Source organism: Streptomyces mayonensis (genome assembly GCF_018982965.1).
In the GTDB taxonomy this organism is placed as follows: Bacteria; Actinomycetota; Actinomycetes; order Streptomycetales; family Streptomycetaceae; genus Streptomyces; species Streptomyces mayonensis.
In genome coordinates, this window is sequence record NZ_JACBYP010000105.1 from 15,603 (window position 1) to 29,365 (window position 13,763).

Annotated in this window: 14 protein-coding genes; 6 read left to right on the forward strand and 8 right to left on the reverse strand. The window is 73.5% G+C overall.

The genetic code is table 11. The features are described from left to right. Window positions 1-72: 72 nt before the first annotated feature. From HZS56_RS29495 to HZS56_RS29505, 3 genes are all read right to left on the reverse strand, one after another. Window positions 73-426, reverse strand: a complete 354-nt coding sequence (locus HZS56_RS29495; RefSeq protein ID WP_216723855.1) for a DUF488 domain-containing protein — start codon at window positions 424-426, stop codon at window positions 73-75. A 132-nt stretch (window positions 427-558) separates the two neighbouring features. Beyond that, window positions 559-810 carry a WhiB family transcriptional regulator gene (locus HZS56_RS29500; protein ID WP_216723856.1) on the reverse strand — a complete coding sequence of 84 codons (252 nt, stop codon included), beginning with the start codon at window positions 808-810 and terminating at the stop codon, window positions 559-561. Window positions 811-933: 123 nt separating this feature from the next. After that, window positions 934-1,815 carry a LysR family transcriptional regulator ArgP gene (locus tag HZS56_RS29505; protein ID WP_216723869.1) on the reverse strand — a complete coding sequence of 294 codons (882 nt, stop codon included), beginning with the start codon at window positions 1,813-1,815 and terminating at the stop codon, window positions 934-936. A 138-nt stretch (window positions 1,816-1,953) separates the two neighbouring features. On the opposite strand from HZS56_RS29505, the gene HZS56_RS29510 reads away from it, so the two are divergent. Together HZS56_RS29510 and HZS56_RS29515 are read left to right on the forward strand one after the other, a co-directional pair. Further along, the gene (locus HZS56_RS29510) at window positions 1,954-2,568 is read left to right on the forward strand and encodes a LysE/ArgO family amino acid transporter (RefSeq protein WP_216723857.1); all 615 of its coding nucleotides are present in this window, start codon (window positions 1,954-1,956) and stop codon (window positions 2,566-2,568) included. Between the two features lie 96 nt (window positions 2,569-2,664). Next, the gene (locus HZS56_RS29515) at window positions 2,665-4,053 is read left to right on the forward strand and encodes an MFS transporter (protein ID WP_374201223.1); all 1,389 of its coding nucleotides are present in this window, start codon (window positions 2,665-2,667) and stop codon (window positions 4,051-4,053) included. Between the two features lie 126 nt (window positions 4,054-4,179). On the opposite strand, the gene HZS56_RS29520 is transcribed toward HZS56_RS29515, so the two are convergent. The 3 genes from HZS56_RS29520 to HZS56_RS29530 all read right to left on the reverse strand — a co-directional run bounded on the left by HZS56_RS29520 (window position 4,180) and on the right by HZS56_RS29530 (window position 6,906). Further along, window positions 4,180-4,635, reverse strand: coding sequence for a cyclic nucleotide-binding domain-containing protein (locus HZS56_RS29520; RefSeq protein WP_216723859.1), 456 nt, complete (start codon window positions 4,633-4,635; stop codon window positions 4,180-4,182). A 378-nt stretch (window positions 4,636-5,013) separates the two neighbouring features. Then, window positions 5,014-6,516: an aminotransferase class I/II-fold pyridoxal phosphate-dependent enzyme gene (locus HZS56_RS29525; protein ID WP_216723860.1), complete on the reverse strand. Its 1,503-nt coding sequence runs from the start codon at window positions 6,514-6,516 to the stop codon at window positions 5,014-5,016. A 174-nt stretch (window positions 6,517-6,690) separates the two neighbouring features. After that, window positions 6,691-6,906 carry a hypothetical protein gene (locus tag HZS56_RS29530; protein WP_216723861.1) on the reverse strand — a complete coding sequence of 72 codons (216 nt, stop codon included), beginning with the start codon at window positions 6,904-6,906 and terminating at the stop codon, window positions 6,691-6,693. A gap of 169 nt (window positions 6,907-7,075) precedes the next feature. Between HZS56_RS29530 and HZS56_RS29535 the strand changes: the two genes are divergently transcribed. The 4 genes from HZS56_RS29535 to HZS56_RS29550 all read left to right on the forward strand — a co-directional run bounded on the left by HZS56_RS29535 (window position 7,076) and on the right by HZS56_RS29550 (window position 9,610). Continuing rightward, complete coding sequence (locus HZS56_RS29535) at window positions 7,076-7,534, forward strand: ATP-binding protein (RefSeq protein ID WP_216723862.1); 459 nt, start codon at window positions 7,076-7,078, stop codon at window positions 7,532-7,534. Window positions 7,535-7,720: 186 nt separating this feature from the next. After that, window positions 7,721-8,566 (forward strand): SigB/SigF/SigG family RNA polymerase sigma factor, encoded by an 846-nt coding sequence (locus HZS56_RS29540; protein ID WP_216723863.1) that lies wholly within the window; start codon window positions 7,721-7,723, stop codon window positions 8,564-8,566. Window positions 8,567-8,639: 73 nt separating this feature from the next. Then, window positions 8,640-8,915 carry a DUF5133 domain-containing protein gene (locus tag HZS56_RS29545; protein WP_216723864.1) on the forward strand — a complete coding sequence of 92 codons (276 nt, stop codon included), beginning with the start codon at window positions 8,640-8,642 and terminating at the stop codon, window positions 8,913-8,915. 260 nt (window positions 8,916-9,175) lie between these two features. Beyond that, complete coding sequence (locus HZS56_RS29550; RefSeq protein ID WP_216723865.1) at window positions 9,176-9,610, forward strand: hypothetical protein; 435 nt, start codon at window positions 9,176-9,178, stop codon at window positions 9,608-9,610. A gap of 3 nt (window positions 9,611-9,613) precedes the next feature. Here HZS56_RS29550 and HZS56_RS29555 read toward each other — a convergent pair whose 3' ends face one another. Beyond that, on the reverse strand, window positions 9,614-11,860 hold the full coding sequence (locus HZS56_RS29555; RefSeq protein WP_216723866.1) for an FUSC family protein: 2,247 nt from the start codon (window positions 11,858-11,860) through the stop codon (window positions 9,614-9,616). A gap of 100 nt (window positions 11,861-11,960) precedes the next feature. Beyond that, complete coding sequence (locus HZS56_RS29560) at window positions 11,961-13,337, reverse strand: NAD(P)/FAD-dependent oxidoreductase (protein ID WP_216723867.1); 1,377 nt, start codon at window positions 13,335-13,337, stop codon at window positions 11,961-11,963. Window positions 13,338-13,763 lie beyond the last annotated feature (426 nt).

Consider the following 13,763-nt stretch of genomic DNA (forward strand, 5'->3'; position numbering starts at 1 on the left):
CCGGCCGAACGGCCGAACGGCGGACCGGCAGACTGGCGGACTGGCGGACCGGGGCGGCGCGCCGCCCCGGTCTCACTCCTCGCCGAGGAGACGGAGCAGCACGGCGGCCTGACTCTCGCCCGGCGACTTCGACGCCGTCAGCAGCGTCACGTCGCCCTCGCGCGCCAGTTCCCGGACGTGTGCCAGGAGTTCGGCCGCCTCCGGCGCGCCCAGCTCCGCCTCGTACCGCTCGGCGAACTGCGCGAAGGAACCCTCCCCCGCGTGGTACCAGCGGCGCAGCCCGGTGGACGGGGTGAGCCCCTTGGGCCATTCGTCCACGTGCGCCGCGTCCTTCGCCACGCCGCGCGGCCACAGCCGGTCCACCAGGACCCGTACGCCGTCCTCGGCTTCGGGCGGGTCGTAGATGCGGCGCACTCGCACGGTCATGACCGGACCCCTTCCTGGTGACGTCCTGCGTGACGTTCCGCGCGATGTCCTGCGCGATGTCCTGCGTGACGGCGGCTGAGCAGGCCGTCGGTACTGCCTCGAGCCTACGTCGCCCGGACGCCCGTGTCCGGCTCAGCGGGCGCGTCGGCGCGCGGCCTCGCGCCGCTTGAGCGCCCGGCGTTCCAGTTCACCGGTCCCGCCCCAGACGCCGAGGGTCTGCCCGGTGTCGAGCGCCCAGCGAAGACACTGCTCCTGGACCGGGCAGGCCCGGCAGACCGCCTTCGCCTGCTCGGTCTGCAGGGCGGCCGGACCGGTGGTGCCGATCGGGAAGAAGAGGTCGGGGTCCTCCGTGCGGCATGCGGCGTGCTCTCGCCAGTCGTCCATGAAAGTCACCTGCGATCGGTATCGTTCGCGTCCTCGTGGATGGCCTGTTCCGCTGCGGGTGACCTGTCGAGCGCGGGGCGAAACAGGCGGACGGGCCGTGCGGTGCCGCGGGGTGCCGTGCGGTTACCGGCCCAGCGCCTCGGCCGCCGCCGTCACCACCGCGTCGGCCACCGCGGCCAGTGCCGGGGAGTCGAGCTTCCACTGCTGCCAGTAGAGCGGCACGTCCACCGCGAGGTCCGGGGCGAAGTCCACGAGCCGGCCGGTGCGCAGCAGGGGCTCGGCCTGCGGCTGCGGCACCATGCCCCAGCCCAAGCCGGCGGCGACGGCCTCGACGAAGCCCTCCGAGGTCGGCACGTAGTGCCGTGCGCCGCTCGCGCCGCTGTGCCCGAGCCGCCGGGCGAAGCCGTCCTGGAAGTCGTCGCGCCGGTCGAAGACCACCACGGGCGCCCCGGCGATCACCTCGCGCGGCGGCCCGTCCAGGTGCCGGGCGGCGAACTCCGGGGCGGCGCACGGGAGATACCGCATCCGGCCCAGTGGGCTGACCGTGCAGCCCGGCACCGGTTCGGGCGACGACGTCACCGCCGCCATCACCACCCCCTCCCGCAGCAGCGTCGCCGTGTGCCCCTCGTCCTCGCGGCGCAGCTCGAAGCAGAGCCGGGGATCCCGGGGGAGGCGGGTGAGGGCGGGCAGGAACCAGGTCGCCAGCGAGTCCGCGTTCACCGCGACCGACACCCGGGTCGGCTCGCCCTGCTCCCTCAGTCCCAGCTCGGCGGACGCGTCCCGCTCCAGCCGCGCCACCTGGCGGGCGAGCCGCACCAGCACCGCACCCGAGTCGGTGGCCCGCACCGGCTTGGTGCGCAGCAGCAGGACCCGCCCGGTGCGCTGCTCCAGGGCCTTGACCCGCTGGCTCACGGCGGACGGCGTCACGTGCAGCGCGGCGGCCGCCGCGTCGAACGTGCCCTCGTCCACCACGGCCAGCAGGGTCCGCACCTGGTCGAGCGGCAGGTCCGCGAAGACCGCGGTCCCGTTCCGGTTGCCGCTCGTGGGCTTCTTCTGGTTGTTGTCCGTGATCCTCACAAACGCTAATGATACGTAAGAATCTTTAGCTGTACGATCGGTGGTCGCCCGCTTAGCTTCGCAGGTATGACCAACGCGCTCACCGCCGCTGCCGCGGGCTTCGGCACCGGCCTCTCGCTCATCGTCGCCATCGGTGCCCAGAACGCCTTCGTCCTGCGCCAGGGGATCCGACGCGACGCCGTCCTCGCCGTCGTGGGCATCTGTGCGCTGTCCGACGCCCTGCTCATCGCCCTGGGTGTCGGCGGGGTCGGCGCGGTGGTGGTGGCCTGGCCGGGTGCGCTGACCGCGGTCGGCTGGATCGGCGGTGCCTTCCTGCTCTGCTACGGGGTGCTGGCCGCCCGGCGCGTCCTCAGGCCGTCCGGCGTGCTGCGGGCGGACGGCGACGCGGCGGGGTCGCGCCGCCGCGCGGTCCTCACCTGTCTCGCGCTGACCTGGCTCAACCCGCACGTCTACCTCGACACCGTGTTCCTGCTCGGCTCCGTCGCCGCCGACCGGGGCGCGCTGCGGTGGACCTTCGGTCTGGGAGCCGTCTGCGCCAGCCTGGTGTGGTTCGCCGCGCTGGGCTTCGGCGGCCGTTACCTCGGCAGGTTCCTGGCCCGGCCCGCGGCCTGGCGGGTGCTCGACGGGCTGGTCGCCGCCACCATGATCGCCCTCGGTGTCTCACTCGTCGCCGGGGCCTGAGCCGCCGGTTCCCGCACGCGGGCCCACCCTGCTCGAACGGAGCTGCGATAGTGATGCCCGCGACAGAAGAAGATGTATCGAGCACGTAGGAAGCGCGTGGACATCAGCGAGAGCAGTGGCGAGAGCGGTACCGAACCGGCGGGTACCGCGTCGGCGGACACCGGACCGGCGGGCGGCGGACCGCCGGGCTCCGCGTCGTCGGGGGCCGGCGGACCGGTCGCGGAGGAGTCCGTCGCCGACGCGTCCGTGCGGCGCGGCTGGCGCCGCTGGGCGATGGACACCCGCCCCCTGCGCCGCCCGGCCTACCGCAGGCTGTGGTCCTCGACTGTCGTCACGGCCGTGGGCAGCCAGCTCACCGCGGTCGCCGTGCCCAAGCAGATCTACGACATCACCGGCTCCTCGGCCTGGGTCGGCGCCGCGAGCCTCGCGGGCCTGCTGCCGCTGATCGTGTTCGCGCTGTGGGGCGGCGCGGTGGCCGACACCATGGACCGCCGCAAGCTGCTGCTCATCACCAACACGGGCATCGCGGTCACCTCCCTGCTGTTCTGGATACAGGCGGTGACCGGACTGGAGTCCGTGGCGGCCCTGATGCTGCTGCTCGCCCTGCAACAGGCCTTCTGGGGCCTGAACGCCCCGGCCCGCAACGCCTCCATCGCCCGTCTGGTCCCCGAGGACGAGCTGCCGGCCGCCAACGCCCTCGGCTCGACCGTCATGCAGACCGGACAGGTGGTCGGGCCGCTGCTGGCGGGCGCGCTCATCCCGGTGATCGGGCTGGCCGAGCTGTACCTGATCGACGCGCTGGCGCTGTGCGTCACCGTGTGGGCGGTCTACAAGCTGCCCGCCCTCCCGCCGCTTGCCGGGACCGCGGTCCGGCGCGCCGGGGTGCGCGAGATCGTGGCCGGCTTCCGCTACATCGCCGGGCACAAGGTGCTGCTGCTGTCCTTCCTGGCCGACATCGTCGCCATGGTCCTCGGCATGCCCCGCGCCCTGTTCCCGCAACTCGCCGCCGAGACCTACGCCCCCTACGGCGAGGGACTCGCCCTCGGTCTGCTCTTCGCGGCGATCCCCGTCGGCGCGGTGGCCGGCGGGCTGTTCTCCGGCACCTTCTCGCGGGCCCGCCGGCACGGCTGGATGGTGATCGGCGCGGTCGTCGTCTGGGGCGCCGCCATCGCGGGCTTCGGGCTGAGCGGCAGCCTGTGGCTCGCGGTGGCGTTCCTGGCCGTGGCGGGCGTCGCCGACATGGTCTCGATGGTCTTCCGCGGGGCGATCCTGCTGTCCGCGGCGACCGACGAGATGCGCGGACGCATGCAGGGCGTGTTCACCGTCGTCGTGGCGGGCGGCCCGCGGCTGGCCGACGTCCTGCACGGCAGCGCGGGCTCCGCGGCCGGAGCACGCGAGGCGGTGACCGGCGGCGGCCTGCTCGTCGTCGCCGTCATGCTGGTCCTCGCCGCCGCGATGCCGGCCCTGCGCCGCTACCGGGTCTGAGACGGCTCGTGCGCGGGTCTGAGACGGCTCGCGCGCGGGTCTGAGACGACTCGCGCACGGGTCTGGGACGACTAGCGCCGGCGGCCCGGGGACGCCCTGCGGATCTTCGGCGCCGGGCCGGGCCTCTCACAGGGCGCCGCGACCGTGCAGGGCGTAGTGCTCCATGAGCCGCCCGCGCGTGGTCTCCAGGCGGTGCGCGAGGATTTCGGCGACCGACCGCACCAGGACGATGCCCAGCCGGGGGTCCTCCTCGCAGAGCGCGAGCACCGAGGACGCGTCGAACTCGTAGGCGCGCACCGGGCTGAACGCCTCGGCGCCGAAGTCCCACTCGTAGGGCGGGAACAGCCACGACCAGCCGAGCAGGTCGCCCACGCCGAGACTGGCGACCGTGACCCGCTGCACGGCCGTCACCTGCTGGGTCAGCGAGACCGCGCCGGAGCGGATGACCCAGAAGCGGTCGGCCCTCTCGCCCGCCTCGAAGATCCGGTCGTCCTCCGGGAAGGAAACCTCCCGGGCGAGCGCCGTCAGTCGCTCGCGCTGGGGAAGGGGGAGGGCGGTCAGGAGTTTGATCGCTTTGGTCATGGCACGGGGCTCCTCGCCGGCGATTCGGTTCCGGGGCTTTCCCTATGCCCATTTCAGTCGCTGCCGGCGTCCTGAGCACCTCGGCGGTCGGCGGATCCCGTACGAATTCCGTGCCGAAGCGGGGGACGCCGGTCCGCGGGCGTGAAAAAGCCCTGGCCGGACGGGGGAGGCCGGCCAGGGCCGCAAGCGGTGGCCGCGGAGGACATCCCGGTCGACCCCGCCACCACGTATGGATGAACGCTAAACCATCTCGGTCGGTTCCGTGAACCCCGGCCGGTGCGAGTGAGCCGTCTCACCTCCCCGCCGCACGGTGCCCTTCCGCTCCTCCGCTCCTCCGCCCTTCCGTCCCTCCGCCCCGTCGGCCCCTGCCGTCGGCCCTCAGCCGTCGTCGCCGTCGGCGCAGCCTCCGTCGCCCTCCGCCACGACCCTGATCGTCTCCAGGGCCGGGTCGCTGGGGTCCGGCAGGTACATCCCGGCCTCCAGGCCACTCGCCAGATACCGCAGGACGGGCTCGGCCAGCCGCTCACCGGGGAGAACGGCCGGGATGCCGGGCGGGTACGGAGTGACCATCTCCGCCGCGATCCGGCCGGCCGCCCGCTCCAGCGGCACGTCCTCGGTGGGCCCGAAGAACGCGTCCCGCGGCAGCCGCGCCTGAGGCATCCGCAGCTCCGACGGCGGGGGCACCTCGACCCGCGGGCCGCCGGCCAGGCCGGGGGCGGCGCGGGCGAGGTCCTTCAGCGCGGCGAGCAGTTCGTCCGCCGTGTCCCGGTCGTCGCCGTGGGTGAGCTGCGCACCGATGCGGCGGTGGTCGGTCACGTGCGCGACCACACCGCGCTCGGCCCGCAGCCAGTCGGCCGCCCGGAAGCCCGAGACGCCGAGCCCGGAAAGGTCGATGACGACGGGCAGCGGGTCGAAACCGTGGGCCGCGCCGGGACCGCAGAAGTCGTCCCGGTCGTTGACGTGCATGCCGTCGATCTCCTCGATCGCCGCGCGCACGCCCGCCGCCAGCTCCAGCGCGCCGCCCACCAGTTCGTGCCCGCGCAGCACCATCTGCCGGCGCCAGCCGTCGAGACCGGCGAAGATCAGTGCCGACGGGCTGGTGGTGCCCAGCAGGTCCGCCCGCATGCCGAGGAGCTTCGGCGGCACCAGGTCACCGCGGAGATGGAAGACGGACCCCTGCTCCAGTCCGCTGCCCATCTTGTGGATGCTGGTCACACAGATGTCGGCGCCCGCGTCCATCGCCCAGGACGGCAGGTCCGGGTGGAAGGGCAGATGCGCTCCCCACGCCTCGTCGACGATCAGCGGTGCCGAACGCCGGTGGCAGACCTCGGCGACCGCCCGCAGGTCGGCGCTCGCACCGTACGGCGTCGGGCTCGTGACCAGGGCGCCCTTGGCGTCCGGGCAGGCGGCGAACGCCCTCTCGAACTCCTCGGCGGACGGCGGATGGGCCAGATGCCGCTCGGCGTCCCAGCGGGGCTCCACCCACACCGGCTCGATGCCGGACAGGATCAGCCCCGAGACCACGGACTTGTGGGCGTCCCGGCCGATCAGCAGTTTCTCGTGCGGCCCCGCCACCGCCAGCATCGCCGCCTTCACCGACAGGGAGCTGCCGCACGTCGAGAAGAACGTGTGATCGGCGTGGACGGCGTCCGCCATCAGGTCCTGTGCGCGTTGCAGCACCCGTCCCCGGGTGAGCCGGTCGTCCAGTCCCGCCGTGACCAGTACGTCCCCGAGGAAGACGGCGTCGCCCAGCACCTCGCGCACCGCCGGGTCGGCTCCGCGCGCCTGCTTGTGCCCCGGCGGCGTGAACGCCAGCCGTCCCTCGCGGCGGTACTCGGCAAGGGCCTCCAGGACCGGTGCCCGGGTGTGGTCGACTGTCATGCCGACCCGGTTTCCCGCCCGGCACCGCGTCAATCCGACCGCGTTGCTCCGGCCGCTTCGGTCCGCTGCGTCAATCCGGCCGTGTCAATCCGGCCGTGTCGGTCCGGTGGCGTCGAACCGGCTGCGTCGAACTGGCCGCGTCGGACCGGCCGCCTCGATCCGGCCCGCGGCCCTTCACACCGAGTCGTGCCCCGGGGTGAGCACCTCGTCGAGGACCCGCAGCACCGCCTCGTACGCCACCGCCCGTACGGCGGCATCCCGGGAACCCTCCTGGTCGGTCGGCCGCAGCTCCTCGCTCCTGGCCCGCCAGACCCGTCGCTCCTCCAGTGCACGGGCCCTCGCCCGGTGCATGCGGCGCAGCAGTTCGTCCGAGTCCACAACATCCGTCATACGGTCCGCGTACCCCCGCGCGGCGCCCGGATGGCCGTTGGGCCGAAGGGAGGGCCGGAGGTTTGCGGTCACCGGCACCGGTGAGCCGGAAGTGACGGGGAGGCACGGCGCCCACACGCCGTGCGAACCGGCCGGACACGGCTCGTGCAACCGATGAGGGAGCTGACGGATGTCTGACAGGAACACGATCGACCCCGTCGCGGCGCGGCGCGGTGCGGACCGGCACCGGCCCTGCTGCCCCCGCCGCCCCGCCGACGCCCGCAGGGCCGTCGAACGGGCCGTCACCGGCCGCCGCGACACCGGCGGCGGGGGATCGTGCGACGCGGACGCGATGCCGGACGCCGTGTCGGACGCCGTACTCGTCGCCTCGGAGCTGACCACCAACGCGATCCTGCACGGCGGCGGCATCACCGACTTCCGGGTCGAGGTCGAGGGCCTCGGCGTGCGCCTCTCGGTCTGCGACCGCAGCCACGACCTGCCGGTGGCCGTGCCGCCGACCGACGAGTGGGGCCGGCGCCGCCCCGGCGGCCGGGGCTGGCCGATCGTCTGCAGGCTGGCACGCGACGTACGGGTGGCAGATCTTCCCTCGGGAGGCAAGTGCATCACCGTGCTCGTTCCGCTGTCCTGATGACTTTGCGAAAAGCGGTGTTTGCACCCCCGGCACAGGGGCAGTCGCAGAATCGTGCTTCGGACCGGAGGCGCAGCAGCGGGAGCGGTAACGGCTGCTCGGTACTCCGGGTCCCCCGGGGTGACCCGGACAGGCGTCCGTTCCCGCGGAAAGTCCCCTGAGACCACCGTTCAGGAGCGAATCCGCATGCTCACAGAAACGCCCACCACCCGTCCCGGAACGCCGGAGGCCACCACGGCCGCCGCAGGCCCCGCCCACCGCCGGCACGACGACGCCCCCGACACCATGGCACTCTTCGGCCGCCTCGCGGACCTGCCGGAGGGGCCCGAGCGGGAGGCGCTGCGCGACGAACTCGTCACGGTCTGGCTGCCCATGGCCCACCGCATCGCCGGCCGCTTCCGCGACCGCGGCGAATCCCTTGAGGACCTGCGCCAGGTCGCCGCGCTCGGCCTGGTGAAGGCCATCGACCGCTTCGACCCGGAGCGGGGAGCCTTCGAGAGCTACGCCGTCCCCACCATCACCGGCGAGGTCAAGCGCCACTTCCGGGACCGGATGTGGGCCCTGCGGGTGCCCCGCAGGGTCCAGGAACTGCGCAACAAGGTGCGCGTCGCCCGGCGCGAACTCACCCAGCACCCCGGGAGCCCCGAACCCTCGGTGGCCGCCCTCGCCGCACACACCGGACTCACCGAGGACGAGGTCGGCGCCGGCATGGAGGCGCTGGAGAGCTTCAGCACCCTGTCGCTGGACGCCGAACTGTCGGCCGGCGACGACGGCTACAGCCTCGCTGACACGCTCGGTGCCGCCGACGCCTCCTACGACACCGTCATCGACCGCGAGTCCGCCAAGGAGGGCCTGCGCCGGCTGCCCGAGCGCGAGCGCGCCATCCTCTACATGCGGTTCTTCGAGGACATGACGCAGAGCCGGATAGCGGACCAGCTGGGCATCTCGCAGATGCACGTCTCGCGGCTCATCAGCCGCAGCTGCGCCCGCGTCCGCGACGAGGCGACGGGACAGCGGACGGTGCGCACCTGACCCCCGGGGCCACCGCCACCGGCACCGACCGGCAGGCACCGGCACGAACCAGTACGAGAGAGGGCCCGAAGGCATGCTGACGCCCGATCCCGCGCTGCTGCGCGGACTTCTGGAGGAGTACGAGGCGGCCGCCGCGAACGAGCCGGCCGACCCGACGGGCGCACCGGGCCCGCGGACCCGGGACCTGGCCTACACCCTGTGCGTGTCGACCGGCACGCGTGACGTGGGCCGGGCCGTGGCGGCCGCCCGGCTCCAGCTCGCGGACGGGGCGACGCGGGCCCGGGTGCCGTCGCGGCCCACTATCCAGGCGAAGGCACCGATGCACGCGCCCGCCGGCACGGCGGACTGACCGGACTGACCGGAGGAAGAAACTGGCCGGACTGGCCGGACTGACCGGAGGCAGAAGAGGGGCGCGCGACGGGCCCGAGCGGGTCCGCGGAGGAGTGCGCGGGCACGGTGCCCGTATGCCGTCGGACGGTGTACGGGCAGCCGCGCGCCCGCCTCCCGCGGGTGCTGCCGGGGCGGGGAAGACCGGCGACCCGCTCCACTCCCTGCTGTCCGCGCACCGGCGCCGGGTCTGAGCCGCGCGGCACGGGGAACACGGGGCGGATGAACGAACACGAGATTCCTCCGCCGGACGGACGTCCCGTGGACGTCTACCTCGACCTCCTGCGCGTGCGCATGCCGAACGACGACTACCAGCTGCTGCTCAGCGTGGTGGAACCGGTCCTCCAGGCGATCGACGAGCAGCAGATGCCGACCATCGACTTCTCCCTGGACGGGGACAGCGCCGAGGCGCTGCCCCAGATGATCAGGGACGAGGCCGCGCTGGTCATCGCCACCGCGGTCACCGGCCGCCTCGACAACGAGGTCGTCGAGATCAGCACCGACGAGACCGGCCCCGTCCGGGTCGTCACCGACGCGGCCACCGCCTCCGACCCCGAACGGCTCGGCGAGATCGCCGACTACCTGAAGGAACGCCACCGGCAGAACGAGGAACTGCGCGGCATCGCCGAGGCCAGCGGCCTGCCGAGCGACTTCTGACGGTCAGCGCTTCGGCGCCCGGACCGGCACGTCCAGCGGCCGGGCGAGGCCGACCACGGCCTCGTCCAGTCGCTCCAGGTGCCGCAGGACCCGGCCGGTGATACGCCCGTAGCGCGGCGTTCCGCCCGCGTCCGGCTCCAGCAGCGAGGCGATGCTCGGCCCGGTCTCCACCTCGGTCCGGGCGTCGTCGTCGGCGACGCGGGCGGCGATCGCCCCGATGTTGCGCACCGTGCGGCGCACCGCCCCGCGCAGCCGCGGATCGGCCGCGATCGACGGGTGGGTGGGCAGCAGCTCGGCCGTCGCGGCCAGCGACCGGGCGTGGTACGCGCAGGTCTCCAGCAGCGCGACCACGTACTGGGCCGTGTCGCGCCGGGTGCGCAGCGGCGTGATCGGATGGGTGAGCGGCTGGGTGGCCGCCCGCAGATCGCCCAGGGCCTGGTCCAGCTCCCGCGCCGTGTCCAGCAGGTCGGCCGCGGTGCCGCCGCTGAGCTGGTCGACGGCGCCCTCCGTGACGTCCGTCAGCCGATCGAGGACGGTGCCGAGCAGTTCGTTGGTCCGCCGGTCGGTCCGTATCGGCAGCACCAGCGCCGCCGCGACGATCCCGCAGACCGCGCCGAGCACCGTCTCCTCCACGCGCAGCAGCAGCACCGACATGCTGTAGGTGTGCAGCAGGGTGTACAGCAGCCCGAGCATCGCTGTGACGAAGAACGACATCAGCGTGTACGACAGCGGCGCCGTGTAGAACATCGCGAAGATCAGCACCAGCACCAGGGCGAACGCGGTCCAGGTGTGGTTGCCCGCCACGCCGGCCAGCACGATGCCGGCCACCACCCCGAGGACGGTGCCCAGTACGCGGCGGTAGCCCTTGACCAGGATCTCGCCGGTGGACGCGGTGTTGATGAAGACGATCCAGCAGGTCAGGACCGCCCAGTACCAGCGCTGCGTGGACAGCAGCTCCCCGCCGACGATGGCGAGTGAGGACCCCACCGCCACCTGTACCGCCGCCCGCGTGGTGGGCCGCCGCAGGCCGGTCTCCGTCTCCTCGGCCGCGGCCTCCTCGCCGGCGTCGATGGCGGCGTCCTCGGCGTCCAGCTCCTCCCGGGAGCGGGCCGTCGCCGGCGAGTCGTCCGACTCGTCCTGCGGCCCGTCCAGAGCCATCCGCAGACCCATGACCGCCCGCGCGCTCTCACCGATACCGCGGAACACGTCCTGGACGGCCGGGGTCGCCTCGGGCAGGTTCTCCTCGTCCCGGTAACCGAGCAACCGGTTGCGCAGGTGGGACAGCGCGGTACCGCGCGCCTCGGCGGGCGGCCGCAGCACCAGGGCACGCAGCGCCCCGAGATCGCGGCGCAGGATCTCCGTGGCCTCGCCCGGCGCGGGTGAGCGGCCCACCGACGGGGCGGGCGCGCCCGGCAGGTGCAGGGTGAGGGTGTCCGCCCGCTCGGCGCTGCGCGCGGTCAGCAGCAGCAGGCCGAGGCGTTCGGCGGCGATCTCGGCGTCCGCGACGCGCCGCTGCACCAGCCGTGCCGTGGAGGCGTCCGGCGTGCCCTCCTCCAGCCGGGACTGGATCATCAGCGCCGTCTCGTGCAGGCGCGCGGTGCCGTCCCGCAGCCGCTCCAGAACCTTCTCGATGTCGTCGGGCCCGGCGTCGAGCAGCTCGGCCTGCGTCGCGATCAGCCGGCCCAGCCGGGCCCGGAACGCCTGCCGCAGCCGCCGCAGGATCCGCGCCGGGGTCGCCGGGACGACCGCGAAGCGCACCACCGCACTGGACGCGAACGCCACCGCGATGGCGGCCCACAGGCCCGGCAGCCCCGACACCTTCGCGTCGACGAACAGCGACACGAAGTACACCTGGAAGCCGATCAGCCCCAGCGCCGTGCCGCGGTCGCCGAAGCGGCGGACGAAGACCGCGCTGAAGATCAGGACGACGAAGACGGCGTCACCGACGACGACCCGCGAGGCGAGCAGCGAACTCAGCGACACCGAGGCCAGCGCCACGGGCAGCCCGAGGGCCAGCGTGACGGCCTGCGGACCCAGCTCCTTCTCGCGGATGGCGAAGGTGGCGACCATCGCCGTCATGGCGCCCGCCACCAGATGTTTGACGTCCACGCCGGACAGGGCGAGCACCGCCAGGGTGAGTGCGATGGCGCCCACCGTCCGCAGTCCGGCCGTCAGCCGCAGCAGCCCGGGGTCGGACGCGGCGGCGTGGTCCCGCAACCGTGTCCGCACCGAGCGTCCCGCTGCCTTCACGCCGCCGTACACTCTCCCGATTCACAGCCGATGCCCGGCCCGTTCACGCCGAGATCCACTTCTCAGCATGTCATGCCCCGCACCGGTACCGGCCGCCGGGTCAGCGTGCCGCCCGGTCCGCCTCCTCGACCCGCTCCCGCAACTGCTCCGGGGTCAGGTAGGCGTCGGTGTACTCGAAGTCCTTCAGCTTGGCGGGTTTGCGGGCCTGGAACCCGGTGCGGACGAAATCGTCGCCCGCCACCGCGTTGAGCGCCCAGTTCGCCGCCACCCGGGCCTTGGCGACGCCCGTGCGCAGCGCCGACCAGTGGTAGCCCCGGGCCACCGCCTGCGCGGGCAGCCCCTTCAGTTCCACGCCGAGCGGCTTGGAGACGGCGTCGGTGCCGCCGAGGTCGACGACGAGCCCCAGGTCCTTGTGGACGTACGGCCGCATCGGCTGGTTGCGCAGGGTGGCGATGAGGTTCTCGGCGACGTGCCGGCCCTGCCGCATGGCGTGCTGCGCGGTGGGCGGGCAGACCGCGCCCTCCTGGCCCTTGGCCAGGTCCGGCACGGCCGCGGAGTCGCCCAGCGCGAACACCCCGTCGTGGTCCGGCAGGCACATCTCGGCGGTGACCGCCAGCCTGCCCTTGACCGTCTCCGCGCCGAGCGTCGCCATGAGCGGGCTCGCCACCACGCCCGCCGTCCAGATCAGCGTGCGGGTGGGCACCACCCGGCCGTCGGTGAAGGTGACCTCCTCCGGTCCGGCCTTGTCGATGGAGACGCCGAGCGAGATCTCGATGCCGCGCCGCGTCAGCACCTCCTGCGCGTCCCGGCCGAGCTTCTCGCCCAGCTCGGGCATGAGCTTCGGCGCGATGTCGATCAGATGCCACTTGATGAGGCTCGGGTCGAGGCGGTTGTAGCGCTTGACGGCCGCGTGCGTCAGCCGCTGCAGACAGGCGGCGGTCTCGGTGCCCGCGTAGCCGCCGCCGACCACCACGAACTGCAGCCGCGAGGCCCGTTCGGCCGGGTCCTGGCTGGCGTCGGCCAGGTCCAGCTGGGAGATGACGTGGTCGCGGATGTACGCGGCCTCCGCCAGCGTCTTCATGCCGAAGGCGTTGTCGGTGAGCCCCGGGATGTCGAACGTGCGGGTGATGCTGCCCGGGGCCAGCACGATGTAGTCGTACGGCTCGTCGACGATCCGGCCCGTGATGGTGCGCACCACGCAGATCTTGGCCTTGAGGTCGACGCCGATGGCGCCGCCCGGAATGATCCGCGTGCGGTAGCGGCTGCTGCGGCGCAGGGAGAGCGCGATCGACTGGGGGGTGAGCACCCCGGAGGCGACCTGGGGCAGCAGCGGCAGATAGAGCTGGTAGGAGAACGGCGTCACCAGGGTGACGTCGGCTTCGTGGGGGGAGAGCTTCCGTTCCAGCCGTCGGACGCACTCCACGCCGGCGAAACCTGCGCCGACCACCAGGATCCTGGGTCGTGTCACGGTGTTCATCCCTTTCTGCGGCTCCGGGCGGTCAGCCGCGAACGCCCTTCGCCTGCCCCTGGATCGCTGCTTCGCACCTCGTCGATCCCATCGCGCCCGAGCCCTTGTGGCCAGCCGGGTGCGGCAGGCAGGCGACCCGTCCTGATCACCACCATGCCCGGCCCGGGCCCCGAGCGCACCGGCCGGGAGCGGGGCGACGGTGAATTTCCCGCGGTCACCCGGGCACCGACGCGAGCTTTCCCGCGAGCAGGCGGGCGGGGTCCGAGTGCTGCCGGTCCCGGATGACCGGGGCCCGCCGGCATCGGCGCGGGTGGCCGCCACCCATCCGGTGCTCCCGGGTTCGGTGGCGCCGGGCTCCAGGCGGCGAGGGGGCCGGTGCGGGAGCAGGGGGAGCGGCCGGTGCCGGTGGTGCTGGGGTAGGGGCGCCAGGGGTGG